Annotated in this window: 23 protein-coding genes, 2 tRNA genes and 1 pseudogene; 15 read left to right on the top strand and 11 right to left on the bottom strand. The window is 39.2% G+C overall.

The genetic code is table 11. From position 1 onward, the window contains the following. Positions 1–11 precede the first annotated feature (11 nt). Positions 12–899: a LysR family transcriptional regulator gene (locus ATS76_RS07995; protein ID WP_006792376.1), complete on the top strand. Its 888-nt coding sequence runs from the start codon at positions 12–14 to the stop codon at positions 897–899. 53 nt (positions 900–952) lie between these two features. Further along, positions 953–1,717, top strand: coding sequence for a YdcF family protein (locus ATS76_RS07990; RefSeq protein ID WP_235590919.1), 765 nt, complete (start codon positions 953–955; stop codon positions 1,715–1,717). 143 nt (positions 1,718–1,860) lie between these two features. Here the strand turns inward: ATS76_RS07990 and ATS76_RS07985 are convergent, their stop codons facing one another. Next, the gene (locus tag ATS76_RS07985) at positions 1,861–2,439 is read right to left on the bottom strand and encodes a DedA family protein (RefSeq protein ID WP_058404288.1); all 579 of its coding nucleotides are present in this window, start codon (positions 2,437–2,439) and stop codon (positions 1,861–1,863) included. A gap of 244 nt (positions 2,440–2,683) precedes the next feature. Continuing rightward, positions 2,684–3,436, bottom strand: a complete 753-nt coding sequence (locus ATS76_RS07980) for a Nif3-like dinuclear metal center hexameric protein (protein ID WP_058551711.1) — start codon at positions 3,434–3,436, stop codon at positions 2,684–2,686. 150 nt (positions 3,437–3,586) lie between these two features. Between ATS76_RS07980 and ATS76_RS07975 the strand changes: the two genes are divergently transcribed. Then, positions 3,587–3,955 (top strand): hypothetical protein, encoded by a 369-nt coding sequence (locus tag ATS76_RS07975; protein ID WP_058551710.1) that lies wholly within the window; start codon positions 3,587–3,589, stop codon positions 3,953–3,955. Positions 3,956–4,233: 278 nt separating this feature from the next. On the opposite strand, the gene ATS76_RS07970 is transcribed toward ATS76_RS07975, so the two are convergent. The 5 genes from ATS76_RS07970 to ATS76_RS07950 all read right to left on the bottom strand — a co-directional run bounded on the left by ATS76_RS07970 (position 4,234) and on the right by ATS76_RS07950 (position 12,206). Further along, on the bottom strand, positions 4,234–7,419 hold the full coding sequence (locus tag ATS76_RS07970; RefSeq protein ID WP_058551709.1) for an amidohydrolase family protein: 3,186 nt from the start codon (positions 7,417–7,419) through the stop codon (positions 4,234–4,236). A 99-nt stretch (positions 7,420–7,518) separates the two neighbouring features. After that, a complete protein-coding gene (locus ATS76_RS07965; RefSeq protein WP_058551708.1) occupies positions 7,519–8,343 on the bottom strand; it encodes a M90 family metallopeptidase in 825 nt (274 codons plus the stop codon). Positions 8,344–8,447: 104 nt separating this feature from the next. Further along, the gene (locus ATS76_RS07960) at positions 8,448–9,086 is read right to left on the bottom strand and encodes a chloramphenicol acetyltransferase (RefSeq protein WP_082664338.1); all 639 of its coding nucleotides are present in this window, start codon (positions 9,084–9,086) and stop codon (positions 8,448–8,450) included. 128 nt (positions 9,087–9,214) lie between these two features. Continuing rightward, positions 9,215–10,255 carry a Leu/Phe/Val dehydrogenase gene (locus ATS76_RS07955; RefSeq protein ID WP_058551706.1) on the bottom strand — a complete coding sequence of 347 codons (1,041 nt, stop codon included), beginning with the start codon at positions 10,253–10,255 and terminating at the stop codon, positions 9,215–9,217. A 424-nt stretch (positions 10,256–10,679) separates the two neighbouring features. After that, the gene (locus ATS76_RS07950) at positions 10,680–12,206 is read right to left on the bottom strand and encodes a fumarate hydratase (RefSeq protein ID WP_006792366.1); all 1,527 of its coding nucleotides are present in this window, start codon (positions 12,204–12,206) and stop codon (positions 10,680–10,682) included. A 169-nt stretch (positions 12,207–12,375) separates the two neighbouring features. On the opposite strand from ATS76_RS07950, the gene pabB reads away from it, so the two are divergent. The 5 genes from pabB (at position 12,376) to ATS76_RS07925 (ending at position 17,198) form a co-directional block, all read left to right on the top strand. After that, positions 12,376–13,725, top strand: coding sequence for an aminodeoxychorismate synthase component I (pabB, locus tag ATS76_RS07945; RefSeq protein WP_058551705.1), 1,350 nt, complete (start codon positions 12,376–12,378; stop codon positions 13,723–13,725). Between the two features lie 2 nt (positions 13,726–13,727). After that, the gene (locus ATS76_RS07940; RefSeq protein ID WP_058551704.1) at positions 13,728–14,303 is read left to right on the top strand and encodes an NUDIX hydrolase; all 576 of its coding nucleotides are present in this window, start codon (positions 13,728–13,730) and stop codon (positions 14,301–14,303) included. Between the two features lie 101 nt (positions 14,304–14,404). Further along, positions 14,405–15,781, top strand: coding sequence for an L-serine ammonia-lyase (locus tag ATS76_RS07935; RefSeq protein WP_058551703.1), 1,377 nt, complete (start codon positions 14,405–14,407; stop codon positions 15,779–15,781). 74 nt (positions 15,782–15,855) lie between these two features. Then, positions 15,856–16,356 carry a helix-turn-helix domain-containing protein gene (locus tag ATS76_RS07930; protein WP_058551027.1) on the top strand — a complete coding sequence of 167 codons (501 nt, stop codon included), beginning with the start codon at positions 15,856–15,858 and terminating at the stop codon, positions 16,354–16,356. Then, positions 16,353–17,198, top strand: coding sequence for an IS3 family transposase (locus tag ATS76_RS07925; RefSeq protein ID WP_235590923.1), 846 nt, complete (start codon positions 16,353–16,355; stop codon positions 17,196–17,198). The genes ATS76_RS07930 and ATS76_RS07925 overlap by 4 nt, the downstream gene beginning before the upstream one ends. A 63-nt stretch (positions 17,199–17,261) precedes the next feature. Here ATS76_RS07925 and cysB read toward each other — a convergent pair whose 3' ends face one another. Next, complete coding sequence (gene cysB / locus ATS76_RS07920) at positions 17,262–18,239, bottom strand: HTH-type transcriptional regulator CysB (protein WP_006792362.1); 978 nt, start codon at positions 18,237–18,239, stop codon at positions 17,262–17,264. A gap of 292 nt (positions 18,240–18,531) precedes the next feature. Here cysB and ATS76_RS07915 point away from each other — a divergent pair, with 292 nt between their 5' ends. Further along, positions 18,532–19,290, top strand: a complete 759-nt coding sequence (locus ATS76_RS07915) for a hypothetical protein (RefSeq protein ID WP_058551701.1) — start codon at positions 18,532–18,534, stop codon at positions 19,288–19,290. 154 nt (positions 19,291–19,444) lie between these two features. Here the strand turns inward: ATS76_RS07915 and ATS76_RS07910 are convergent, their stop codons facing one another. Next, positions 19,445–20,737 (bottom strand): NCS2 family permease, encoded by a 1,293-nt coding sequence (locus ATS76_RS07910; RefSeq protein WP_171034634.1) that lies wholly within the window; start codon positions 20,735–20,737, stop codon positions 19,445–19,447. A gap of 119 nt (positions 20,738–20,856) precedes the next feature. On the opposite strand from ATS76_RS07910, the gene ATS76_RS07905 reads away from it, so the two are divergent. The 3 genes from ATS76_RS07905 (at position 20,857) to ATS76_RS07895 (ending at position 22,553) form a co-directional block, all read left to right on the top strand. Then, the gene (locus tag ATS76_RS07905; RefSeq protein ID WP_058551700.1) at positions 20,857–21,312 is read left to right on the top strand and encodes a tetratricopeptide repeat protein; all 456 of its coding nucleotides are present in this window, start codon (positions 20,857–20,859) and stop codon (positions 21,310–21,312) included. Between the two features lie 288 nt (positions 21,313–21,600). Next, complete coding sequence (locus ATS76_RS07900; RefSeq protein ID WP_058404275.1) at positions 21,601–22,044, top strand: SulA-like leucine-rich domain-containing protein; 444 nt, start codon at positions 21,601–21,603, stop codon at positions 22,042–22,044. 29 nt (positions 22,045–22,073) lie between these two features. Beyond that, the gene (locus ATS76_RS07895; protein WP_058551699.1) at positions 22,074–22,553 is read left to right on the top strand and encodes a YchJ family protein; all 480 of its coding nucleotides are present in this window, start codon (positions 22,074–22,076) and stop codon (positions 22,551–22,553) included. Between the two features lie 316 nt (positions 22,554–22,869). Here the strand turns inward: ATS76_RS07895 and ATS76_RS07890 are convergent, their stop codons facing one another. Together ATS76_RS07890 and ATS76_RS07885 are read right to left on the bottom strand one after the other, a co-directional pair. Further along, positions 22,870–23,172, bottom strand: a complete 303-nt coding sequence (locus tag ATS76_RS07890) for a DUF6172 family protein (RefSeq protein WP_058404273.1) — start codon at positions 23,170–23,172, stop codon at positions 22,870–22,872. A gap of 194 nt (positions 23,173–23,366) precedes the next feature. Next, a complete protein-coding gene (locus ATS76_RS07885; protein WP_058551698.1) occupies positions 23,367–23,894 on the bottom strand; it encodes a VC2046/SO_2500 family protein in 528 nt (175 codons plus the stop codon). Positions 23,895–24,006: 112 nt separating this feature from the next. On the opposite strand from ATS76_RS07885, the gene ATS76_RS07880 reads away from it, so the two are divergent. The 3 genes and pseudogenes from ATS76_RS07880 to ATS76_RS19395 form a co-directional block, all read left to right on the top strand. After that, positions 24,007–24,091, top strand: a tRNA-Tyr gene (locus tag ATS76_RS07880). Positions 24,092–24,140: 49 nt separating this feature from the next. After that, positions 24,141–24,225: transfer RNA gene (locus tag ATS76_RS07875), tRNA-Tyr, on the top strand. Between the two features lie 415 nt (positions 24,226–24,640). Then, a pseudogene (locus ATS76_RS19395) lies at positions 24,641–25,211 on the top strand (transposase); the annotation flags it as partial.

The raw sequence follows: 25,211 nt of genomic DNA, 5'->3' as shown, positions 1-25,211 counted from the left end.
AATTTTTAAAGATGATTGGCATAAAACATTTAAAAACTATTGCAACTCTTAAAGAAACAGGGTCTTTAGTTAATACCGCGAGAGAATTATTTTTAACTCAGTCTGCGCTGTCGCATCAAATTAAAGATTTGGAAAACAAGCTAGACTGTCAACTGTTCGAACGTAAAACACAACCTGTTCGGTTTACGCCACAAGGAATGTTATTGCTTGAATTAGCCCATGAGATATTACCTAAAATTGAAGCCACAAAGTGCCGTTTAAAAGAAAGTTTAAATCAGCCAATTTCACAATTACGACTAAGCGTTGAATGCCATGCGTGTTTTCACTGGCTACTTCCAACAATCAAAGATTTTAATAACTTTTGGCCAGATATAAAAATTGATTATGAACGTGGTTTTAGTTACGACGCTATTCCAGATTTACTGAACGATGAATTAGACTTAGTGCTAACATCAGACATCCGTGAACCCGATAAGCTAGAGTATGCTCATTTATTCGACTTTAAATTAAAGTTAATTGTTGCACCTGATCACGATCTTGCTAAAAAAGCATACGTTACAGCGCTGGATTTAAAAAATGAAACGATTATTTCGTACCCTATTCCGCGCGAACGCCAAGATATATTTAAGCATTTTATCCAAAATGCACGCTTTGACGGTACCTTAAAAAATGTTGACCAAGGATTATTAATTTTTCAGCTAGTGAGCGCTGGAATGGGTGTAGCAGCATTACCTGATTGGTTGGTTACACCATACGAAAGCCAAGGACTGATAAAATCGATTCCACTAGGTGCACTTGGTTTAACTCGCCCAATGTACTTAGCAATGAAAAAAGACATGAAAGACAACCCCGTGTATCGTCACTTTTTAAATACATGCAAACTAAATAACGGTCGATAAATCATTCATTAGTGAGTAACATTACTTTAATTATTGCTTTTATGTTGCTCATTATGTTCGCTTTAAAAAAGTTAGTTGGTAGCTTGCTTATGCCACTCCCTTTGCTTGGTCTTTTCACTCTTCTCGCTTTGTTTTCAGCATTCAAAGGCCGCAAATTTTCTTTAGTAATTGCATGTTTAGGTCTTTCAACATTGTTGGCAATGAGTACACCGTTTGTTGCTAACCTGATTGTAAAAAACAACGAGCCAGCAACCCTTTCTTTTCACCCATCAAAACATCCAGAGTTAGACAAGATTGTTGTGCTGGGCTGCGATATAAATCCTAATCCTGCATTAAGTGCCAATAATCAATTAGGTAATTGCGCACTTACCCGTCTGGTTGAAGGGGTCAAATTGGCCAAACACTACCCAAAATCGCAGCTTATTGTTTCTGGCGGCGGTTATGAGAATATTACTAACAGCAGTTTGATGTATCAAACTGCCATTGACTTAGGCATCGATAAAAATAGGCTTATACAAAATCCATATGCCATGGACACAGTACAAGAAGCTGCGCTGCTTGCGCCAAAATTAGTTGATTTTAAAGTAGCGTTAGTAACTTCGGTATTGCATATGCCCAGAGCCCAAAACTTGTTTTCAGCACAAGGTGTAACAAGCATTCCTGCAGCAACTGACTTTCACAATTTTGCCGCGTTTCCTCTTCATAAACAGTTCGTTCCAAATGCTCAAGCATTACTAGCTGTAACGCAATACTGCCATGAAATGATAGGAACTACGTGGATAGCAGTACGTCGATGGTTAGACCCTGAGGCACTTTAAATACCGTGCTATCGGGCAGCATTTAACGCGCAAGTTTGACTGGCTTGCGCTTAATGTTTGCCGTTTGAGAGAAGCAAACTCAAATATCAATACAGTAATTATGTGAGTAACGTATTAGCTAGATTTATTTTCAAACACTAACGTTATTTCACTGTATCAGTGCTTACTAATGAGTGTTTAGTCCAAAGCCGATAAAATACGACTAAAAACACGCCCAACAGTAATATACTCAGCGCAGTTAAGTTCTCTACACCTAAAGACTCAAAAGCTGCTCCAAAAGTATACCCTCCACCGACTAAAATAGTGACCCATAAAAAAGCTGAACAGGCATTTAAGGTGCTAAATAGGCGCCAAGATATGTTGGTTAACCCAATCGGGAGTGCCCCTATTGTGCGCAAACCTTTGGGGTATCGGTATAAAAATATGTAAGCCAGGCCATAACGATTAGCGAGCGCGCTTGCTGTTTTAAATAGCTGACCTATTTTGTTTGGTTTTTCTAGCCATGAAGTACCGTAGGCTCTTGCTAGGGCAAACCGTATTTCATCACCCACGTAGCCGCCCATAAAAGTAGCTACAATAACTAAATTAATATCAAGCGCACCTGTGTGAGCAGCGTAGCCTGCAAATAAAGGCAGCCAGCCACTTTTTAATGCACAATAGCCAAAGAGTAACAGATAAACAAATAAGCCGTACTGCTCGAGTAGAGCCAAAACCCCTTCCATTGTTATCCTTATAAAGTCATTTTTTATAAAACCAGTGATATATAACGAATTGGGTAATTTAAAAGATCGTTATTAGGAGTAAAACAGCTTAACTTATAACACAGCCATTTAATTGACCGATATTCAAATAACGTATGTGTAAAGCCGAAACAGCGTCGCAGCTTTACTCACACCAGTTTTAAAATAAATAGATAAAGTTTGCTAGAACAGCACTAGCAAACTATTGAACCATTCTTGTTTTAGTTTACACAGGGTTATCAATATCAATAAAATTAACTTCAAAACCGTACTCCTTGGCAAGCAGCTCACCCAGTGCTTTGATACCGTAGCGCTCAGTTGCATGATGCCCTGCTGCAAAAAAATCAATATTTTGTTCTCGTGAACTATGAATAGTTTGCTCTGACGCTTCACCTGTTAAATATGCATCAATACCTTGCTCAGCAGCTAAATCAATATAACCTTGGCCACCACCAGTACACAGCGCAATGGTGTGTATTTTACTTGTGCGAACTAAGCTAGTCAGTGGTGCTCGGTTAAGCATCTTAGCTATTTTAGCTGCAAATTCATCTCCATTGAGTGGTGTTTTAAGGTGCCCTTTCATTGCAACACTGTTAGCCACAGGTTCAAGGCCTGTTTGTATTTCAATATCTAATAGTTTTGCAAGTTGCGCGTTATTACCTATCTCTGGGTGAATATCTAAAGGAAGGTGATAAGCAAATAAATTAATGTCGTTAGCCAACAAAGCGGCTATTCTTCGCTTTTTCATTCCGGTAATAGGCTGAGACTCACCTTTCCAAAAATAACCATGATGAACCAAAATAGCGTCTGCTTGTTCATCAATTGCAGCGTCAATTAAAGCTTGGCTTGCTGTCACTCCGGTAACAATTTTTTTAATTTTATTTTTACCCTCGACTTGTAGTCCATTTGGGCAAAAATCTTTAATACTATGAGGCTTTAAAATGTCATTTAATAACTGGTTAAATTCTTGACGTTGCATACGTGTAACCTTACTTTGCACTGAATTTTGTGCAAATTTTGGCGTTTATTGCTTAAAAATGGAAGGAAAATCGCAAAAAATTGAAAAACTGATTCAAAATAGGTATAAATACCTTCTCTTTATCTGTGTTCACAACGTATAGGGTCTCTGATGAGCAAACTAGACAAAACAGAAGTACTATCTGCCTTTGAAGCAGCGTATGAAGCTGCCAATGGTAAAAAACCTGAAATTACAACTAAACCAGGCTGGTACAGCATCGATGGCGGAAAAAACTTACGCCTAGCTGACGTAGCTGAGCTAACTAAAGAATTAAGCAGTGGTAAAGCCACACCGGCAGCTGCTGACAAAACGCCTGCTAAAAAAACTAAAACCAAAAAAGCTGCGCCTGTTACTGCTCAGAAAAAAGCGCCGTTCACTGTTGTTACACAAAGTGAAGAAGGTTACACCGCTGAAGAATTGTGGATTGTAATCCTAGCGCGTAAAGATCATGACTGTCGCCTACCGCGCGGTGTTGTTTAATCAACATTAATGATTTTAAAAGAAACCGCGTTAAGCGGTTTTTTTATGCCTGCTCTTTGCAATAGCAATTCGCTTAATTAAATGAACTATTTTGAGGCTGGAAAAACGTGTTAATAGCAAGGCGAAACTTGCTATTCACTTGCTTTAAATGAGAATTTTCACGCAGGTAGCGACATGTTTAGCACCGCAAAATGATAAAATATTATTACAGATTGGTATAATCCATAAAATAAAAAAGCGGCATTAAAGCCGCTTTTCAACAAAGTTAATTTGAATTGTTACTTTTCAAAATAAAGCGGTTGGCGTGCTTTTTTACCGACTTCATTCATCGTTTCTGCATTAAATAAACGACCATTAATCATTGTATACTCGACTTTATCAGAGCTGCGAATATCAATTAACGGATCGCCATCAATTACCATTAAGTCAGCCAGTTTACCTACTTCAAGTGAACCAATGTCTTTATTCAGGCCTAAATATTTAGCTGGATCGAGTGTTGATGCGCGTATGGCCTCAAGAGGCGTCATACCGCCTTGGGCAAACATCCACATCTCCCAGTGCGCACCTAACCCTTCACGTTGGCCGTGAGCACCCAAGTTAACTAATATACCTAAGTCTTGTAGCTCAGCCGACACACGTGCGTTGTTAAAATGATTGTAGTGGTGATCGGGTGCTTTAACACGACGCATAGAACGCGGTAATAGCTGATTTTTAGGTACAAATTTACTTAAACGTGGATGGTTCCACACGTCAGTTTTATCATACCAATAGTTTTCACCCCATATGCCACCATAAGCAACAACAAGCGTTGGTGTATATCCCACATCACTTTGCGACCATAGTTGTTTAATATCATCGTATATGTTTTCTACAGGAATTGAATGTTCAATACCTGTGTGTCCATCAACAACCATACTCAAATTGTGCTGTAATAACGAGCCGCCTTCTGGCACGACCATCATTTCAAGTTCACGGCCTGCTTCAACTACTTGTTGTCGCTGCTCACGACGGGGTTGATTGTATGATTTAACACTAAACGCACCTACTTTCTTTAAACGTTCTAAGTGAAATTTAGCATCTTCTAAAGAATCAATATGCGAGGTATAACCCGGCATATTCGCCCCATACAAAATAGTACCCGTAGAAAAAATACGCGGACCAACAATCATCCCTGCTTTTTGCATTTCACTGGCAGTAAATATTTCAGTGGTGTCGTTTGAAGGGTCGTGAATAGTGGTAACACCTAAGGCTAAACCTGCAAAGTTCTTCCAGTTTTGCTGAGGAATTATCTCACTGCTACCTTGAGAACCATGAGCATGGGCATCAACAATACCCGGCATAATAGTTTTGCCGGTAACATCAACTACTTCAGCATCTTTAGGTATGTTTATCTCAGAGGCTGAGCCTACGGCTTTTATATGCTTGCCATCAGTAATTATTACTCCATTTTCAATGACTTTGTCACCATCCATAGTAATAATTTTACCGCCAGTTAAAGCGAACATGCCTTTTGGCTCATTCATTTTTTTACTAAAACCGATGTTTTCGCCACTCTTTACTTTAAAATCAGCATCGCTTTTACTGTTAATCGCAAACACACCATTTAAACTTGCATGGTAAAGCTCAGGACCTAATGACCAATAAAGTTTGCTGCTATCGGTACTCCAGCTAATACTTTCACCAGCACGAACAGATAACTGCTCTATCGGGAATTTACTGTCTTTAGGCCCAATATTTATAGCTTTTCCGCTTTCAACTAATGGGGTTACATACACTTTAAATCGCTCAGCAAAAGCGAGGTATTGCCCATCTGGAGACACTCTAAATTCAGTGGCATGCTCAGATTCATAAAGTTTTGATACTTTTTTACTTTCTAGCTCTACAACACTCAGCGATGGTTTTGGCCATGGGCTCATTAAATAAACACGCTCATTATTAGCTCCAAATTGTGGTTGGTATCCACTTTTTGAAATTAATTCACTTTTACCGCCTTTTGCGCTAACACTGTAAACACCCGGGTTTAATGACCATTTAGGATTTAAAATACTGCCACCGCTGGCTTTGCGATAAACAACCGTTTTACCATTAGGGCTAAACGTTGGCTCTACATACTTGCCAGGCTCTTGTGTAATCGTGTCGCCTCGACCACTGCGAGAAGATACAACACGAACTTGGCCTTGATTTTCATCGTTCCACGTGGTGTAAACTATTTTTTTACCATCGCGAGAATACTGCGGAAATAATTCGAAATGATCCGTTTGTTTTGTTAAGCGCTTAATTTTTCCAGATTCTAAATCGCGTTTATATATATACCCAAGTGCTTCAAAAATAGCGGTGTCACCGTCTGGGCTTACTTGAACATTACGCAGCATTTTTACGTCAAATTCATCAGTGTCTAAATTTTGTGTAAAACGAAGCGCTGGTTGAATTTTTTTAGTGGTTTCTACTTTAAATGCAATTGGGCTGACTGATTTGTTTGTCACGTTAACGGATTGAATTTTACCGCCTGCCCAAAATACCAATTCTTTATTATCGGGTGTCCAAGCAATTGTTGGATAAACACCGTGAATTGCCCATGTTTCTTGCATATCACGCTCGAGCTTATTGTAAAGCTGAGTGTGCTCACCTGTAGTTAAATCATAAAGATACAAACTAGTTTGAAAATCGTCCCGCTTAATATAAGCAAGCGTTTTTCCGTCAGGTGATGGGGTTGGTCTAATTGCGCCGCCCATACCGTCAATAATTGTTTCTATTTCACCTGTTTCTCGATCATAGCGTTTAATTTTATAAATACCCGCTACAGAATCTTTTGAATAGTGAAATGTTTTACCCGGTGTAGCATCATGAGAAAAATACACATAACGCCCATCAGCTGAAAACATTGGCTCACCTAAGTCTTTTTGATCGTTCTCGCGCTTAGTGAGTTGAATGCCTTTACCACCAGCTTTATGGTATAGCCATACTTCACCAGCACCGAGTGAACGACTCGCCGTAAAGTGTTTACGGGCAACTAAAAAATCACCATCGGGGCTCCATGCTGGGCTGTTTAATAGTCTAAACGTTTCGTTAGTTACTGCACTTTGGTTTTCACCGTTTAAATCCATAACCCAAATATTGTCACCGCCACCTTGATCTGAAGTAAACGCAATGTGTTTACCGTCGGGACTAAAGCGAGGCTGCATTTGCCATGCTATATCTGAAGTTAATTGTTTAGCAGTACCGCCACTCATTGGCATTGTGTATATATCACCAAGTAAATCAAATACAATGGTTTTTCCATCTGGGCTGATATCAATATTCATCCATGTGCCTTGCTCTACGCTGATTTTAGCGTCAACAAATTGCCCTTTAGGAGAATCTACTTGCCATTTTTTTTCATCTTTTTTATCGGTCGATTCAGCATGTGCTTGCCCAAGGGCTAATGACACTGACAAAGCCAACGCCGTATGCAGCAATTTCTTCATAACTTTCTCACTTATTATTGTTGCTGTGTGTTTTAACCGATTGCAACAAAAACAACCAAAAGTTACCAGCGTTATTTGATAAAGCGCAGTTTATTACGTTTAATGCCAAGAAATAGGGTCAAATTGGTAGTAGTTAACCAGCAGTCTATAAATTTCTGGATCGTAGCGTCGCAACTCTGCCGATTTTTCGATAAAGGTTTCGGTGATCACCGCAAAAAATTCGGCCTCGTTTGTGGCGCCATAGCTATGAATAACATGAGGCATGCTATACGCTACATGACTTTTTAACTGCGTAAAGGCACGACTAAATACTCTGCCCCACTCTTTATAATCAGCCGAGCTTTTTAAAAGTGGCGTACCGGTTGTTTTACCTGTTTCCTGATCTAACTGATGAGCGAATTCATGAAACACTAAGTTGTGCCCATCACTGGGTAAACGGCTTCCTTCAAGTACATCATGCCAGCTTAATACTAGCGTACCTCCTGGCCAAGATTCACCTTGCCTCACCGTATTATGATAGCTTACTAAACCGGCACTATCACGCGTGGTTTGTGGTGCGTAGTAAGCACTTGGGTACAATAATATTTCTTTTACATTGGTATAAAGTGGCCACGGCTTATTGAGCACGAGCACACAGGCATCAGCAGCTACAATAAGTTTCATCGCAGGTGTGAGTTTTAATCCATCGCAGCCAACAAAGCGTTTTTCATTTAAAAACCAAACAATATGTCGCTCAAGTTTGGCTCTGTCAGCATCTGTCATTTTTCGGTAGATAGGCATACAGCGCAGTAAAATATCTTTTTGCTGAGAGCTTAAACCCATACGTTGATACTTATTGCGCCAAAGGTAGGCTTGAATAGAAGGCCATTGCCAAAATATCACCACAAACAACACCAAAACGCTAATTAACAATCCATTTATCATGGCAACACCTTAATCCTGCTTATGTTTCTATAAATAGGTCCAATGCTATGGGTTTTCAACAGGCATAATAAATTTAACGATTTTTAGCGCTTATATTACCAACCCTAAAGACACTTAAAACTATCAATTTCAGTTTGTAATATTTTAATAAAGCGAGCGACGTGCAGGCCGTCCATTAGAGAATGATGCACATCAATAGCAAGTGGCATCGTGCCACTGTGTTTATTGTACTGCCCAAATACAAATTTAGGGATCCCTAAACTTTGCCCTTCGCTAAATGCATGTGAAAAAGCGCTAAAATTTAGCCAAGGTAAAACAGATATATGAATTAAATCAGCCTGCCCTTCTGTGTTTGCAAATGCGTCGCTAAATAGCGGGTTTGACTTAGCTTGTTTGCTTACTTTTTCGCTATGGGCTGAAAACTCTTTAAAAGAGCCCATATAGTCAAAATAACTAAATACAAAGCACTCGTCTTCATCAAGCTCTACAACACTTGCACGGATGCTTGTGAGTAACCAGGGCTTGAATTCTATAATTCGTAACATAATCGGTTCGTACGCATGGCATGCTTTTAATGTGCAATAAACATAAGCCTGAAAAAATGAAATGCGCTGCGCTTTACAATAGCTAAAGAGTGTTTTTGCATCTAGTTGAACACACACATTAAAGTAAGGCTGAGTGAAGTTTTTGAATAACTCAAAGTGTTGTTTACGAGGCCAGCTATCAAGGTCTATAGGCTGCATATTCGAAGTTAACGTCATTATACGTACCACACTTAATTAAAAATAAAGTGTACCGTTGTTTCATAAAAATAGCATTAATAACAAAAAGAAGGACGCAGTTGCGTCCCTCTTTTTTTGCAGGATTAAATTTAAAGTCCTTTTTCTATAATTTCTTGAGCGAGTTCATCTGCTATTAAATGCGTCGACTTTTGCTCTTTTTCGCTGCGTGCAAAAATTTCTGTTAGTGTATTAAAAATACCCTCAACGTGTTTATTAGAAGCCTCAACAGTATAACCCTCTGGCGCAGTTTCGTAATAAACATTAATAATACCACCTGCGTTTATAACGTAATCTGGCGCATACAAAATACCTTTTTCACGTATAATTTCACCATGACGAGATTGGGCTAACTGATTGTTGGCACAACCAGCAATAATGGTTGCTTTAATACGCGGTATAGTGTCATCGTTTATAGTTGCGCCTAATGCACAGGGCGCATAAACGTCTACGTCTAAGTCATAAATGTCATCAATACCAACAGCTGTTGCGCCAAAATCGTTAACAACACGATCAATTGCAACCTGATTTATATCGGTTACAAACAACTGCGCACCTGCATTGGCTAGGTGCTTACACAAGCCGTAAGCAACAGCCCCTAAACCTTGTACTGCTACTTTTATACCCGAGAAATCTTGGTGACCGCGTTGATGCTGCAGCGCAGCTTTAATACCTAAAAAAGTGCCGTATGCAGTAAAGGGAGATGGATTTCCGCTTTTGCCTTCAAGACCAAGTACGTAATTTGTTTCTTTGTTCATTAAAGCAACGTCGGCACACGTAATATTGACGTCTTCTGCTGAGTAATAACTACCGTTTAAACGCTCTAATTGGCGACCAAAAGCACGAAAAAGTTGTTCTGATTTAATTTCTTTGGCGTTACCAATAATTACAGATTTGCCCCCACCAAAAGGAAGTTGCGCCACTGCATTTTTGTATGTCATGCCTTTTGATAAGCGCAAAACATCATAAACTGCGTCTTCATCTTCAGCGTAATCCCACATTCTACATCCACCAACGGCAGGACCCAACTTGGTACTATGCACAGCAATAATTGCTTTTAAACCTGACTCTTTGTCCGAACAAAAAACTACTTGTTCATGATTATCAAATTCAACTTGATTAAACACAGCCACTAAAAATACTCCGAAAAATTGACCCGTGAGAGGGTGTACGCGCTGGAAATTGTCGAGACTTTATCACTTCAAGATGGTGTTCGCCATACATCAAGATGATAAAGCTAAAAAACACCAAGCGCTTGAATTAAATAGTTAAAATATAACAAATTAACAACTAAAAAATTCAAAATAAATTATAAACCCACATGTTAAAACTAAAAAAGCATCACGCTTTTCCCTTTACGTTTACGTTCGCGTTACCATGAATTTATTCGTAAAGTTTTTAATACACCCGTTATTAACACGTAAACTATTGTTATACATTGCTTTTAATTTAGCTAAACAGTTAACACACAACTGGTAAGATCTGTTTTTAGTCATTACCGGTTGATTTAAAATAAAAAAGCGAGCACATGGCTCGCTTTGAAATCTATGATAACAACTACTTTAACTTGCTATCCAGTTCAGCAATTTTAGCTTTCCAAATTGCTGGACCTTGCGTATGTGCATTGGCACCTTCGCTATCTACTGCAACCGTTACAGGCATGTCTTCAACTTCAAACTCGTAAATCGCTTCCATACCTAAATCTTCAAACGCAACTACACGCGCTTTTTTAATCGCTTTAGATACTAAATACGCAGCACCACCTACAGCCATCAAGTAAACAGATTTATGCTCTTTGATTGATTCAACCGTTGCAGGGCCGCGCTCTGCTTTACCAATCATGCCTACAATGCCAGTTTTTTCTAGCATCATATCGGTAAATTTATCCATACGTGTTGCTGTAGTTGGGCCAGCTGGGCCTACTGCTTCGTCACCCACAGCGTCAACTGGGCCTACGTAGTAGATAAATTTATTATCAAAATCTACACCTTCAGGTAAACCTTCACCTGAATTGATCATATCTTGCAAGCGTTTGTGTGCTGCATCTCGGCCCGTTAAAATAGTACCTGACAACAAAACGGTTTCGCCCATTTTCCACTCTTGAACATCATCTTTTGTCAGCGTATCTAAATTAACACGACGTGTGCCCTCGCCTACTTCAAAAGTGACTTCAGGCCAATCTTCAAGCTTTGGCGCTTTTAAGTCAGCAGGACCCGACCCATCTAAAGTAAAGTGCACATGACGCGTTGCCGCACAGTTAGGGATCATAACCACAGGTTTTGATGCAGCATGCGTTGGCGCGGTTTTAATTTTTATGTCAACAACCGTTGTTAAACCACCTAAACCTTGTGCACCAATACCGAGTTTATTTGCACGTTCGAATATTTCTAGGCGCAGCTTTTCTTCTGTCGTTTCTGCTCCACGCTCCATAAGCTCGTGTATATCAACAGGATCCATCAATGACTCTTTGGCCATTACGGCTGCTTTTTCTGCTGTGCCACCAATACCTATACCCAGCATGCCTGGCGGGCACCAACCAGCACCCATTGTAGGTAATGTTTTTTCAACCCATGCGGCTACATCGTCTGATGGATTTAGCATAACCATTTTACTTTTGTTTTCTGAGCCGCCGCCTTTTGCTGCAACCATGACTTCTACTTCGCCACCAGCAACCAAGTCGATGTGAACAACTGAAGGTGTATTATCTTTTGTGTTTTTACGAGTACCAGCAGGATCTGCAACAATAGAAGCACGAAGCGGGTTATCCGGATTCAAATACGCACGACGAGTACCTTCATCAACCATTTGTTGAACTGTTAAGTCTGTTTTATCCCACTTAACATCCATACCCACTTTTACAAAACACGTAATAATACCTGTATCTTGACAAAGCGGACGCTTGCCTTCAGCCGACATGCGCGAGTTGATTAAAATTTGGGCGATGGCATCTTTAGCAGCTTTGCTTTGTTCTTTGTTATAAGCTTTTTCTAAAGCTTGAACAAAATCAAGTGGGTGGTAGAACGAAATATATTGCAATGCATCTTCAATGCTATCAATAAAGTCTTGCTGACGGATTGTACTCATAATGGTTCCTCAAGTTAGCTTTACGCTTAAGCGTAATCTATACCAAACCGGTGACGGCGGTTTGTACTGTTTTAATTACAACGTTGATTTTATACTAAACGCTGCCAAAAAAATTTGACTTATGATACCCTCCCAGCCCGTTTGGAGCCAGTTCTTATAGGGGTAGTAAATGCTAAACAATAAAAATAATTGTGTAAAATTATCAATAACACAAAACTGTATTGATGTATTTTCGCATTTTTCTCACCTGCCTCATGCCATACTCCTCGATTCAGCTGATAGCGAGCATGTAAATAGTCGCTATGACATAATTGCTATAGAACCTGCACAATTGCTTGAAGTGAGCGACAACAAAACGTTCTTCAATGGTGAACCAAGTGAGCTAACCTGCTTTGAAATAATGAATATCCATTTGCGCACACTGAGTGCCACAAAAGCTCCTTTTGATTTGCCGTTTAACGGCGGCTGGCTAGGTTATTTTGGCTACGACTTGGGTCGTACAATTGAAAAAATGCCAACCTTAGCAGAGCAAGATATAAACTTACCGCAAATGGCTGTTGGCCTTTATTTAGATGCCCTTATTTTTGATAGACAGCAAAATACTTGGTTTTATGTTTCACAACCTGATGTTGAGAGACTCTCGCTTTACGAACACTATCTAGCATCGACTCCTAATGATGCAAAGTTTGAGTTAACGTCTGATTGGCTTTCTAATATGAGCCAAGCCCAATACGCCAAAAAGTTTGCAGTAATTGAAGACTATTTAAAAAGCGGTGATTGCTATCAAATTAATTTAGCGCAGCGCTTTAAAGCCCAATATAGCGGTAACCCTTGGTCAGCGTATGTTAAATTGCGCGAGGCTAATAAAGCGCCTTTTTCAAGCTTTATTAATCATCCTGCTGGCGCTATTTTGTCTATTTCGCCTGAACGTTTTATATCGATCCAAGACAATATTGTAGAAACTAAACCAATAAAAGGGACTCTTGCACGTAAAGCAGACGCTCGCGAAGATAATGCACAAGCGTTAAAACTTGCAAACTCACCCAAAGACCGCGCAGAAAACGTGATGATTGTAGATTTACTTCGTAACGACTTAGGTAAAGTTGCCAAACCTGGCAGTGTAAAAGTGCCTTCTTTATTTGCAATAGAAAGTTTTCCGGCCGTTCATCATTTAGTAAGTACAGTAACCGCCGAACTTGATATGAATAAAACAGCCGTTGATCAACTCGAAGCCGCTTTTCCTGGGGGATCCATTACAGGAGCACCCAAAATACGCGCTATGGAAATTATAGAGGAGCTAGAACCCCACAAACGCAGTGTTTACTGTGGCTCTATTGGTTACTTAAGTGCCTGCGGTAATATGGATACCAGTATTACTATTCGTACCTTAGTTTGTTATGAGCAGCATATATACTGTTGGGCAGGCGGCGGAATCGTGGCTGATTCTAAAGTCGAATTGGAATACCAAGAGACATACGATAAAGTAAATAAAATTTTACCTTTATTAGAGAGTTGGTGATCTTGAATAGCGACTTTATTAAAACACGTTTTCAATTAAGCCCAACAGCTGCGCCAAATCAAATAAAAGATTCTCGAAATAAACGTGCCAGTGCTGTTATGCTGCCTATTATTGATGTAGCCGGGCATGCACATATTTTACTGTGTAAGCGCCCTACCTATCTACATCATCACCCAGGTGAGATTTGCTTACCCGGTGGTAAGTTTGAAGCGAATGACAAAACTCTTCGCACAACGGCACTACGTGAATTGAAAGAAGAATTAAACATTGCGCAAAAAGATGTCAATATCCTTGGCAATTTACCAGAGTATGCTACTTTGACCGGCTTTAGTATTCGCCCCTACGTATGTGTTTTGAATAAAAATACGCAGTGGATAAACGATCATAATGAAGTGCAAGCCAGCTTTTTACTCTCTGTAGGTGAATTAAGTAATGAAGCTAACTGGCAACCTTTGCCATTTCAACGTTTTGGTAAAGAAATTGTCCTGCAAGGATTTGTTACCCCCCACGGGTTACTATGGGGAGCAACCGCTAGCATTATAAAAAACTTTACAAAACAACTTGCCTTACCAGTTTAAATCTTCGTTAATAATAGTTACATACTAACAATTCCGCGTTATTATGCTCGACCGTTCAAAGAGCAGCCTCGGGCTGAGTAAATTAATAAGAGACACACACTATGATCAGTGCATTTGATATGTTTAGCATTGGTATTGGCCCTTCGTCATCACACACCGTCGGCCCAATGCGCGCATCACGCTTATTTGTTAATGAACTCCATGAAAAACAGCTATTAAAAAGTGTTACAGATATTAAAGTGGAGCTTTATGGTTCGCTAGGTCAAACAGGTATAGGCCATGGTTCTGGCAAAGCGGTTGTACTTGGCTTAGCAGGCTATGACCCTGAAACAATTGATGCCGATTTAGTCGATGATATTTTATTAACTATCGAACAAGAACAAGTAATCCATTTAAACCAAACACACAAAGCCAATTTCCCTAAGCAAGGCGCTATTGTATTTCATCGTCGTAAAACGCTGCCTAAGCATTCTAATGCCATGGAAATTATTGCCTCGAATAATGGTGAAAAGCTTTACAGCAAAGTGTACTACTCTATCGGTGGCGGGTTTATTGTTACCGACGAAGAATTTGAAAACGAAAAACAAACAGCGCTCGATATTAGAGAAGAAAACCCAGCACCATACCCTTTTAGTAGCGCAAAAGAACTGCTTGAAATGTGTAAAGATTCTGGCCTAAGTGTGTCAAGTTTAATGATGAAAAACGAACGCACACTTCGAACTGAAGACGCTATAAAAGATGAGTTATTTCATATTTGGCAAGTAATGAAAGCCTGTATTGAGCGAGGAATGCGTACAGAAGGAATTTTACCTGGCGGTTTAAAAGTGAAACGCCGTGCACCTAGCCTTTATTTAAAACTTAATATTGAAGTGAGCAACGATCCACTCAGAGCAATGGATTGGGTCGACCTATTTGCACTGGCTGTGAATGAAGAAAATGCTGCCGGTGGGCGAGTAGTAACAGCTCCCACTAATGGTGCTGCAGGCATTTTACCTGCTGTACTCATGTACTATCACACATTTGTAAAAGAAGTAGATCGTGACATTGCCACGCGTTACCTACTAACAGCCGCTGCAATTGGTATTTTATATAAAAAGAATGCGTCTATTTCTGGCGCCGAAGTGGGTTGCCAAGGTGAAGTGGGTGTTGCTTGTTCAATGGCAGCCGGTGCATTAACTGAAATTGTGGGCGGTAATGTTGTACAAGTTGAAAACGCAGCAGAAATAGGCATGGAGCATAATCTGGGTTTGACATGTGACCCCGTTGGCGGCTTAGTGCAAGTTCCTTGTATTGAACGCAATGCGATGGGAGCGATAAAAGCTATCAATGCGTCTCGATTGGCCATTCGCGGTAGTGGCGAGCAAAAGGTATCACTTGATAAAGTAATAAAAACCATGCTTGAAACAGGTAATGATATGAAAACAAAATACAAAGAAACTGCACGAGGGGGTTTAGCCGTTAACATTATTGAGTGTTAGGCCACCTAAACAAAAAAACCGCTCAATGAAGTGACCCCCAATAGTTGGACATTCCAATTACTGGGGGTCTTTTTATGTCCAAACATCACCGAGTTTTCAAGCTCAAAATAGCTGAACTCGCTTTGTCTGAAAGCTCTTCGGCGGTAAGTAACAGATTTAATGTTACAGATAGGCAGGTCCGATATTGGACCGCTATTTATCGAATTCATGGCGCTGAAAGCTTCAGGTCTGTTCACAAACCTTATTCTCTAGCATTTAAGGCTGAAGTGTTAAAAACGATGACAGCAAACAGTTGGTCACTCGGTTATACCAGTGCTTTCTTCGATTTATCGTCCCCAGGCATTCTTTTTCAATGGCAAAAGCTTTATGCTCGTGATGGTATATCCCGTCTTAAACCACAGAGAAAAGGTAAGCCATTCATGACAAATAATTCTTCTTCATCAAAACTAGTAGAGCAAATGACTGAGGAGGAGTTACGAGAAGAATTAGCATACTTACGAGTTGAGAATGATGTGCTAAAAAAGTTAGAAGCCTTGGCTCAAGCCAGAAAGAAAAAAGCAAAGACAAAACGATAGTCGTCGAAGAGTTCAAGGCAAAGCATAGCTTACGACACCTTTTAAAGGCTACAGGGCTGCCAAAGAGTGTTTACTATTATCATCGCACTACTTGTAAGCAACCCTGTGCAAGCAATGATTTACTGGTAAAAATACGTGATATTTATCACGCGCATAAAGGGCGATATGGCTATCGCAGAATTACGAGTGCCCTGAGAGCAATGGGGGTACTTGTTAATCATAAGCGCGTTCAACGGTTGATGAATGAGTTAGGGCTCAAGTCAAAAGTAAGGCCTAAACGCTATAAATCCTATAAAGGTGAAGTGGGTAAAATCGCAGAAAATACGCTTAACCGCGAGTTTACTGCGCAGAAGCCAAATCAAAAATGGGTGACGGATGTGACGGAGTTTAAAGTGGATAATGAGAAGGTATATCTATCGCCTATGATTGACCTATTCAACCAAGAGGTAATCAGTTACGAAGTCAGAAAATCCGTTGCACTCCCTTTGGTAACTGACATGCTTAAAGCAGCAACTGCTAGGTTGAAGCCAAATGAAAAGCCAGTTGTACACTCAGATCAAGGGTGGCAATATCAAAACAAACAATATCAAAATCACCTTAAGGAAAAAGGATTGCAACAAAGTATGTCTAGAAAAGGAAATTGTTTAGATAATGCGGTTGCTGAGAACTTCTTCGGCATATTGAAGAGTGAGATGTACCACAACGAAACGTTTAAAGACGTGAATGATCTTATTGAAAACATTAAAGAATATATCCACTATTACAACAATGAGCGTATTAAACTGAAACTAAAAGGCCTGAGTCCGATACAGTATCGAAATCAGGCCTTGGCAGTCGCTTAGAAATGAGTCCAACTTTATGGGGTCACTTCAAAATAGCCGGTTTTTTTGTTTTCAGACTCACCGCTACTTTACAGGTAGCTCTATATCTTCAAATAACTTATCTACATCATCTTGATTGCGTAATAAACTTGCACGCTCAACGCGTTCTTTAGTTAAGTGCGGTGCAAAGCGTTCGATAAAGTCATACATATAAGTACGTAAAAAGCTGCCCTTTCTAAAACCAATTTTAGTGGTGCTTGCTTCAAATAAATGACTTGCATCAATACACACTAAATCAGTATCAGTAATTTCATCAATTGCCATTGAAGCCACTACCCCAACGCCGAGCCCCAAACGTACATAGGTTTTAATTACATCCGCATCAGTCGCGGTGAATACAATATGCGGCTCTAACCCATGGGCGCTAAATGCTTTGTCTAATTCAGAACGCCCCGTAAAACCAAATACATACGTAATTAGCGGGTATTCGGCAATATCTGCTACCGTTAAACTATTGGCTTTTTTAGCTAGAGGATGATCTTTAGCAACAACAATACTTCGGTTCCAATGATAACAAGGCAGCATGACCAAATCTGAATATAAATGAAGCGCTTCAGTTGCAATGGCAAAATCGGCATCGCCCCTTGCCGCAGCATCAGATATTTGTTGCGGTGTGCCTTGATGCATATGCAGTGATACTGCTGGGTATTTTTTCATAAACCCTTGAATTACACTTGGTAAAGCATAACGTGCCTGTGTATGCGTTGTTGCTATATTGAGCTTACCTTGATCTGGTAATGTGTGTTCGTTTGCGACGGCTTTTATACCCTCTACCTTTGAAAGTATTTCACGCGAGATATTTATAATATCTTCACCGGCACTGGTTACATGCGTTAAATGCTTGCCACTTCGCCCAAAAATTTGAACACCTAACTCATCTTCTAACATACGTACTTGTTTAGAAATACCAGGCTGTGAGGTAAATAAACTCTCAGCCGTTGCTGAAACATTTAATTTATGATTTTGTACTTCTACGATGTATCTGAGTTGTTGTAATTTCATGGCTGCATTTTTACGTTGTAATTTATTATAAATAAAGGCAAATTCTATAAAGCTAAATCAGTTTTACTGGAAGCGTTGATTAAGCTCATAGCGTGCATTTATCGAAGTGGTGCTCAAGGCTAGCATAATAAATATACTTGAGGTAGCCATGATTAGACGAATTAATCTCATAGTCCTACTATTTCTCAGCAGTTTATTTAGCTATTTTGAAGTTAATTCGCGCAAAACTACCCCGATGGCTTATATTTAATGTAATATTAAAAAATTAGGTTATGAATCCGAGAATTACACCATGATCGTGTCTATTATAATTGTTCTTATAGTTGCTTTGGTTGTGATTGCACTTTGGGTAAGTGCTGTTCAGCAACACAAAGAAAAACAAGAAAATGAGCGCCGAAAAGAACTCACAAAACAAAAGGCGATCATAGAAGAAACTGAAGAAGCATTGATGAATCAGGCTAATATTCCGCTATCTGAAAACATTATTAGAGTATTACAAAGCCGAATTGCTGAAGCACTAAAAACAATGGTTACTCATTCCCCAACTTCAAAAGCATTAAAAAGCCGTTTAGAGGAAATGAAACAGCACCTTTCTAATCCTGTTCAAGGAACTAACAGCGACTCAATGGCGTTACCAAGCAACGATAAACAACTGGTTGCGTTAATTCAGGGCATAAAAAAACTACGTGTAATACTACGCTCTGAACACACCAAAGGGCGTATAAGTAGCCAGGTTTTTACTGGTGAAGACAAACAGCTTGAAAAGCTACAACTCAAAATAAATATTGAAAGCCAAATTAAACGAGGTATTTCGGCACGTTCTGCAAGTATGGTTGGCTCTGCTAGACAATATTTTGAAAAAGCCTACGCAACGCTTAGTGCTGTGCCTTATTCAGACGAATATGTAAATGCTAAACGTCAGGAAGTGGAACGTTACCTAGAGGAAATTAGCGTTGAGCTAAAAGCGTCTAACGCAAGCGCCCTAAAAAAGAAAAACGAGCAAGAACAAGACGATTTAGATGTGCTGTTTGCTCCAAAAAAGAAATGGTAACAGCTGCTTTCCACTAAATAATATAAAAGCCCATACATTGTATGGGCTTTTTTAGCATTTAATATTAACTGTTATAACCGAAAGTTGAACACATCAACAAAGATACATAACTAAACATCACTGATAGTTAGCTATTAAAACAGAACTTTGATACTTACGATAAAAACGCGAATTTAACGATGAATAACGCAGTTAATATCCACACGCTAATTGTTATGTCGCTGCGTTTACCACAAAGTAGCTTAACCGCCGTGTATGAAATAAAACCAAGTGCAATACCATGGGCAATTGAAAACGTAAGCGGAGTCATCAACAGTACAACGGCGACTGGAATTGCGTCTGTCATATCGTCCCAGTCCACAAACTTCAGGTTTTGTAGCATCAGTACAGCAACATACAAAATTGCGCCCGCTGTTGCATAGGCTGGTACCATATTAGCTAACGGCGCAAAAAACATCATAAGTAAAAAGCAGCAGCCAACTACAACTGCTGTTAAGCCTGTACGCCCGCCAACAGATACACCCGCAACTGACTCTATGTAAGATGTGGTCGTTGAAGTACCTAACATTGCACCTGCAATAGTGGCTGAGCTATCAGCACTGAGGGCACGGCCTAAGCGTGGCATGTTCCCTTTTTCATCTGCAAGACCTGCTTTTTGAGTTACAGCAACAAGCGTGCCCGACGTATCAAATAAATCAACAAACAAAAATGCAAAAATAACGCTAAGCATTGAAAGTTCTAAAGCTGCAGCAAAATCCAATTGCATAAAAGTAGGTAGGATTGAAGGAGGGGCTGCAATAATTCCTTGGTATTCAACTAAGCCTAAACCAAGTGAGATAGCAGTGACTAATAATATGCTGATCAAAACCCCACTTTTAAAATCACGATATAACAATGCCGCAATAATAAAAAAACTGAATATAGCCAGTAGCGGTCCCGGAGATGTTATGTCTCCCAACTGCACAAATGTAGCAGGACTTGCCACAATAATCCCAGCATTTTTAAGGGCAATTAAGGCCAAAAACGCACCAATACCTGTCGCAATAGCCCGCTTTAACACTAAAGGAATGGCATTTATTATCCATTCTCTAACCTTAAATAAACTTAACAATAAAAAGATACAGCCCGACATAAATACTGCGCCCAACGCAGCTTGCCACGTGTATCCCATACCTAATACAACGCCGTAAGTAAAAAAGGCGTTTAACCCCATACCAGGCGCTAACGCTAATGGATAATTGGCCCACAACCCCATAATAAAACAACCGATTGCAGCAGCTATACAAGTAGCAACAAAAGCAGCCCCTTGATCCATTCCTGCTTCTGCTAACATGGCCGGATTCACAAATACAATGTAAACCATAGTGATAAAAGTAGTCATCCCCGCAACGCATTCTCGGCGAACCGTGGACCCATTTTCGTTAATTTTAAATAAAGCTTCGAGCATAATGAACTTACAACAATAAAAAGTAGCAAGATTTTATCATAAAAAGTATATTTTTCAGGACATTTTACCTTGCGATATACTAAACTATTGAAGTAATTAACTATACCGAATGACAACATATGATAAAAACAACACCAACCGGTCAGGATTTAGAACAGCAATTAGACAACATTTTGTCTTTTGTGACACAACCAAGTGATACTAGTTCGCCTCCTGAAAGTAATAGCTCTCAACAAACTACGCTTAATAAGGCACTCTATTATTTAAAAAATAGCCAGCCTGCCCTCGCTGCAAAATGGATGCGTTTATCGGCAATGTCTGGTGATCATCGTGGGCAATTTTATTTAGGCTTATTTTTTGTAAAAGGCCAAGGCGTTCCACAAAGCGTATTTCATGGAGTTGCATGGCTAAGTTTGTCGAGCAGCCAAGGTCATGAGCCGGCTACGATTGCGCTTGCCGATTTAAGAAAATATATAGAAACAAAACGTTTTAAAGATGCCCAATGTTATGCCGCAAGTCTGTATGAACAAATTCATCAGTTACAGTATGCCCATTTGATTCCCCCCGCACCTTAGCCAAGCCTCCAAAACTGAGCCCCTCAAGATACTGTATACAGCACTTACCTATACTTTACATTTGAAAAACCATGAACAAAACTTTTCAACCTGTATAAAAAAAAACCAAGCGTAGATATTTTAACTAAAATAAAAACAATAAAAATCAATAGGATAAATATTACTTCTACTATTTTTTAAAATAAACTCTGAATTTGTATAAAAAAATAGCAAAAAAACACTTGCGCCATAACACTGTATAAACTACTGTATACGTGTACTGTATATAAACCCAGTGAGTGAGATATCATGTTACAGCCTATAACCGTAAGAACAGTAAAGAGCTACCAGCAAGACGAATTATCTGATTGTGTAAATGTCATTCAAATTGAAGATGAGATTTCTGCGACATTTGAGCTTTTAAAGGTGTTACACCAATACAACAGCTTAAGTGCATGGACTTTGTTAATTGCACCGGATCATGTTCCTAGCAAGGCTTTACTTGACTCATGCTCAATAGATACAAGTAAACTATTGGTTATTAGGCAAAAACATCTAGTGAATTTAGAGTATGTATTACGCAGCGCACTTTATAACGGTAATTTTGCCGCAGTAATTACGTGGACAGACATGTTGAACAACCAACTGTTAGCTGATTTATCTCTTGATTTAAATAAGACAACAACGAAGTTGTATTGTTTTACTAAAAATTCTAACGTTATCGATGTACCTTCTTTGAAGCAAGCTTGTTAAACTAACGTTTTACATTTTTTATTAATTTTATGAACTCATTAGATAACATCGCTTGCCTGTGTGGTAGTCAACAGAATTACAAAAACTGCTGTGAACCACTATTATTAGGTGATAAACAAGCAGAAACACCCGAGCAGTTAATGCGCTCTCGATTTACAGCTTACGCACAAAAAAATGCTAAATATATATACCAAACTTATGCGAGTGAGAAACAAGCAGAAAACCCTGTAAAAGAAATTAAAGAGTTTTCGACTAGTTGTCGATTTATAAGCTTATCTGTTATTGATACAAACAATGATGGAGATAGAGGGGTTGTTGAGTTCAAGGCAAACTACTTTTATCAAAACCTTTACTGTGAATTACACGAGCGGTCTCAATTTATTAAAGAGCAAGACCAGTGGCGATACCTCGATGGTATTATATTTCCAGTAGCTGATATTAAAGTGGGCAGAAATGATGATTGCCCATGTGGTAGTAACAAAAAATATAAAAAATGCCATAGCGTATAAAAATCCTCTTTTAAGTGAAGTGCACTGGGCACCTCACTTAATAGCTATTCAATCACAACCATTTAATGCATAGCCTTAGCAATATTTATAAATATAACTCCCTTTATAACTCGTTAGGTTTAATATTAACTCCATTCATTGAGTGGCTTATGTTGGCGTTAAAAGTAGTATTACTAACAATACAAAAGTTAACGTCTTAAAACGATATGTAATGTTTTGCATTGGTTTAAAAGCATAAAGGTTGAATGTAATCTATAGGCATAAAAAATGGGCCAATGGGCCCATTTAAATAGTTTGATATGCACAAAGCTAATTATTACTCGTCGTTATCAAGGTCTAACTGTTGGCGCTGTGCAGGTCTTGCTAGTATTTCTAAGTAGAAAGACGTTAATTCTTGCTTTTCAATATCGCTAATGCAGTTGCTGATTTCAGCCACATGAACCACTTGAGCATCTTCGGCCGTTTTACCGAACTTACAGTCAAACGCCCAATAATCTGCATCTTCTGGTAGAGTTTTGTTGCGCTCTCTTTTCAAATATTTTTTCACTTCATGCTTCGCAGCATCAACCATACGAGGGTATTTGATTTTCTCGTGATTTAGCGTGAATGTTTTCTTCATTACGTTCCTAATTACCTTGGTTTAATGATAACGGCATTCATGTCATACCATTTGTAGCCATTATAGCAATTGCATTTAATTTTTGGATGCTTTTTTTACATTAAATCAAATTTTAGTCAATTGGGCTTTGGAGTCACCATAAAATCTTATCAATGATGGCGATAATGGTCGGAAATTATTTACGGCAACGTAAATTATGCCATCGTCAAATGTAATTGTTCTCGCTGATTTACGTCTGTTAATACGTCATAAAAGCCTGCAACATCCATCTTCGGATTATCTATTTCAATTTCGTCTTTTTGTATTCGCCTGCGCACAGCAAGTTCACAATTATCTATAATGGTCAGGGATATGTGATTTACGTCATCTCTAATCGAAAAAGGCTCAGGGTTTAAACACTGGTTTAGTTTTATATCGGCCATACCTTTATTTTCACCTACCAAGCTCAAGCGATGTGCATTAAGTTGGCCGATTAGCATATTAAATTCACTAGGCGCTAATAGTTGCTTTGGCCCTGCCCCTAATTGCTCTCTTAACTGCGCTTCATCTGCGGTTGTATCTTCAATTTCAGTTTTAGGTAAATGAAATTGACTAAAATCTAAAGCATCTTGTGAAAGCATTGCCAACAGCAATGAAAATTCACCACGGCGGTCTGCATGTACACTTTGGTTTAACCGAGTACTTAATTGCCGCTCTGTGATTAACAAATCGTCGATTTGCATAGACTTTAGCCGATTAGAATGAGTAATGAATATTTATCGGCTTTATTTAAATTTTCTTTAGCTTTTTTCTTTACTTAAAGGCACATTTTGCTATTATCAGCGCCGTTGCATTGGAGGGGTTCCCGAGCGGCCAAAGGGATCAGACTGTAAATCTGACGGCTCAGCCTTCGCTGGTTCGAATCCAGCTCCCTCCACCACTTTTCTTACCGCTAAGTTAAGTGGGGCCAAATGTAACAAAAATAGTGTGGAGGGGTTCCCGAGCGGCCAAAGGGATCAGACTGTAAATCTGACGGCTCAGCCTTCGCTGGTTCGAATCCAGCTCCCTCCACCACTTCTATTCCTATATTCCTATATTCCTATATTCCTATATTCCTATATTCCTATATTCCTATATTCCTATATTCCTATATTCCTATATTCCTATATTCCTATATTCCTATATTCCTATATTCCTATATTCTTATATTCCTATATTCCTATATTCCTATATTCCTATATTCCTATATTCCTATATTCCTATATTCCTATATTCCTATATTCCTATATTCCTATATTCTTATATTCCTATATTCCTATATTCCTATATTCCTATATTCCTATATTCCTATATTCAAAATAGCTTAAAACACCCACTGTAAACTCATGCCATTAGTTTTTAACCAATTGGATGCAGCTTTATTGTTGTGATTCAATGAAACCGGACACCAATTTAGGTGGTATTATTACCACTCAAACTGAGGTGTTCTATGACAAAACAACGTCGCTCTTTTTCTCAAGAGTTTAAACTTGATTCAGCAAAATTAGTCCTTGATGAAGGATACTCATTCCCTGAAGCTGCTCGCTCACTAGAAGTCGGTGAAACAGCTCTTCGTCGCTGGGTTAAACAATTACAAGATGAGCGTGGTGGCACAACACCAAACTCTAAAGCTCTTACTCCTGAACAGCTTAAAATTCAGGAGCTTGAAGCTAGAATTAATCGACTTGAAAGAGAAAAAACAATTTTAAAAAAGGCTACCGCTCTCTTAATGTCAGACGAGATGAACAATATTCGTTGATAGGCCATTTAAGTGAGCATGAGTCTTTAGAAATGGTCTGTAGCGTGTTTGATGTTCCGCGTTCTAGTTATTATGATTTTAAGCAGCGTGTGGCATCAATTAAGCTTGAAGAGGTGCAGCTTAGGTCAACGATTAGTGAGTTATTCTCACTCAGTCGTGGAGCTGCTGGTAGCCGCACATTAGTGGCGATGCTAAACCACGCTGGCTTACCTATTGGTATCTTTAAGGTACGCCGCATCATGCGTGACTTGGGATTGGTATG

The sequence above is a fragment of the Pseudoalteromonas sp. 10-33 genome (genome assembly GCF_001469195.1).
In the GTDB taxonomy this organism is placed as follows: Bacteria; Pseudomonadota; Gammaproteobacteria; order Enterobacterales; family Alteromonadaceae; genus Pseudoalteromonas.
The sequence above is the reverse complement of the archived record's forward strand: the minus strand, read 5'-3'. Positions and strand labels throughout refer to the sequence as shown.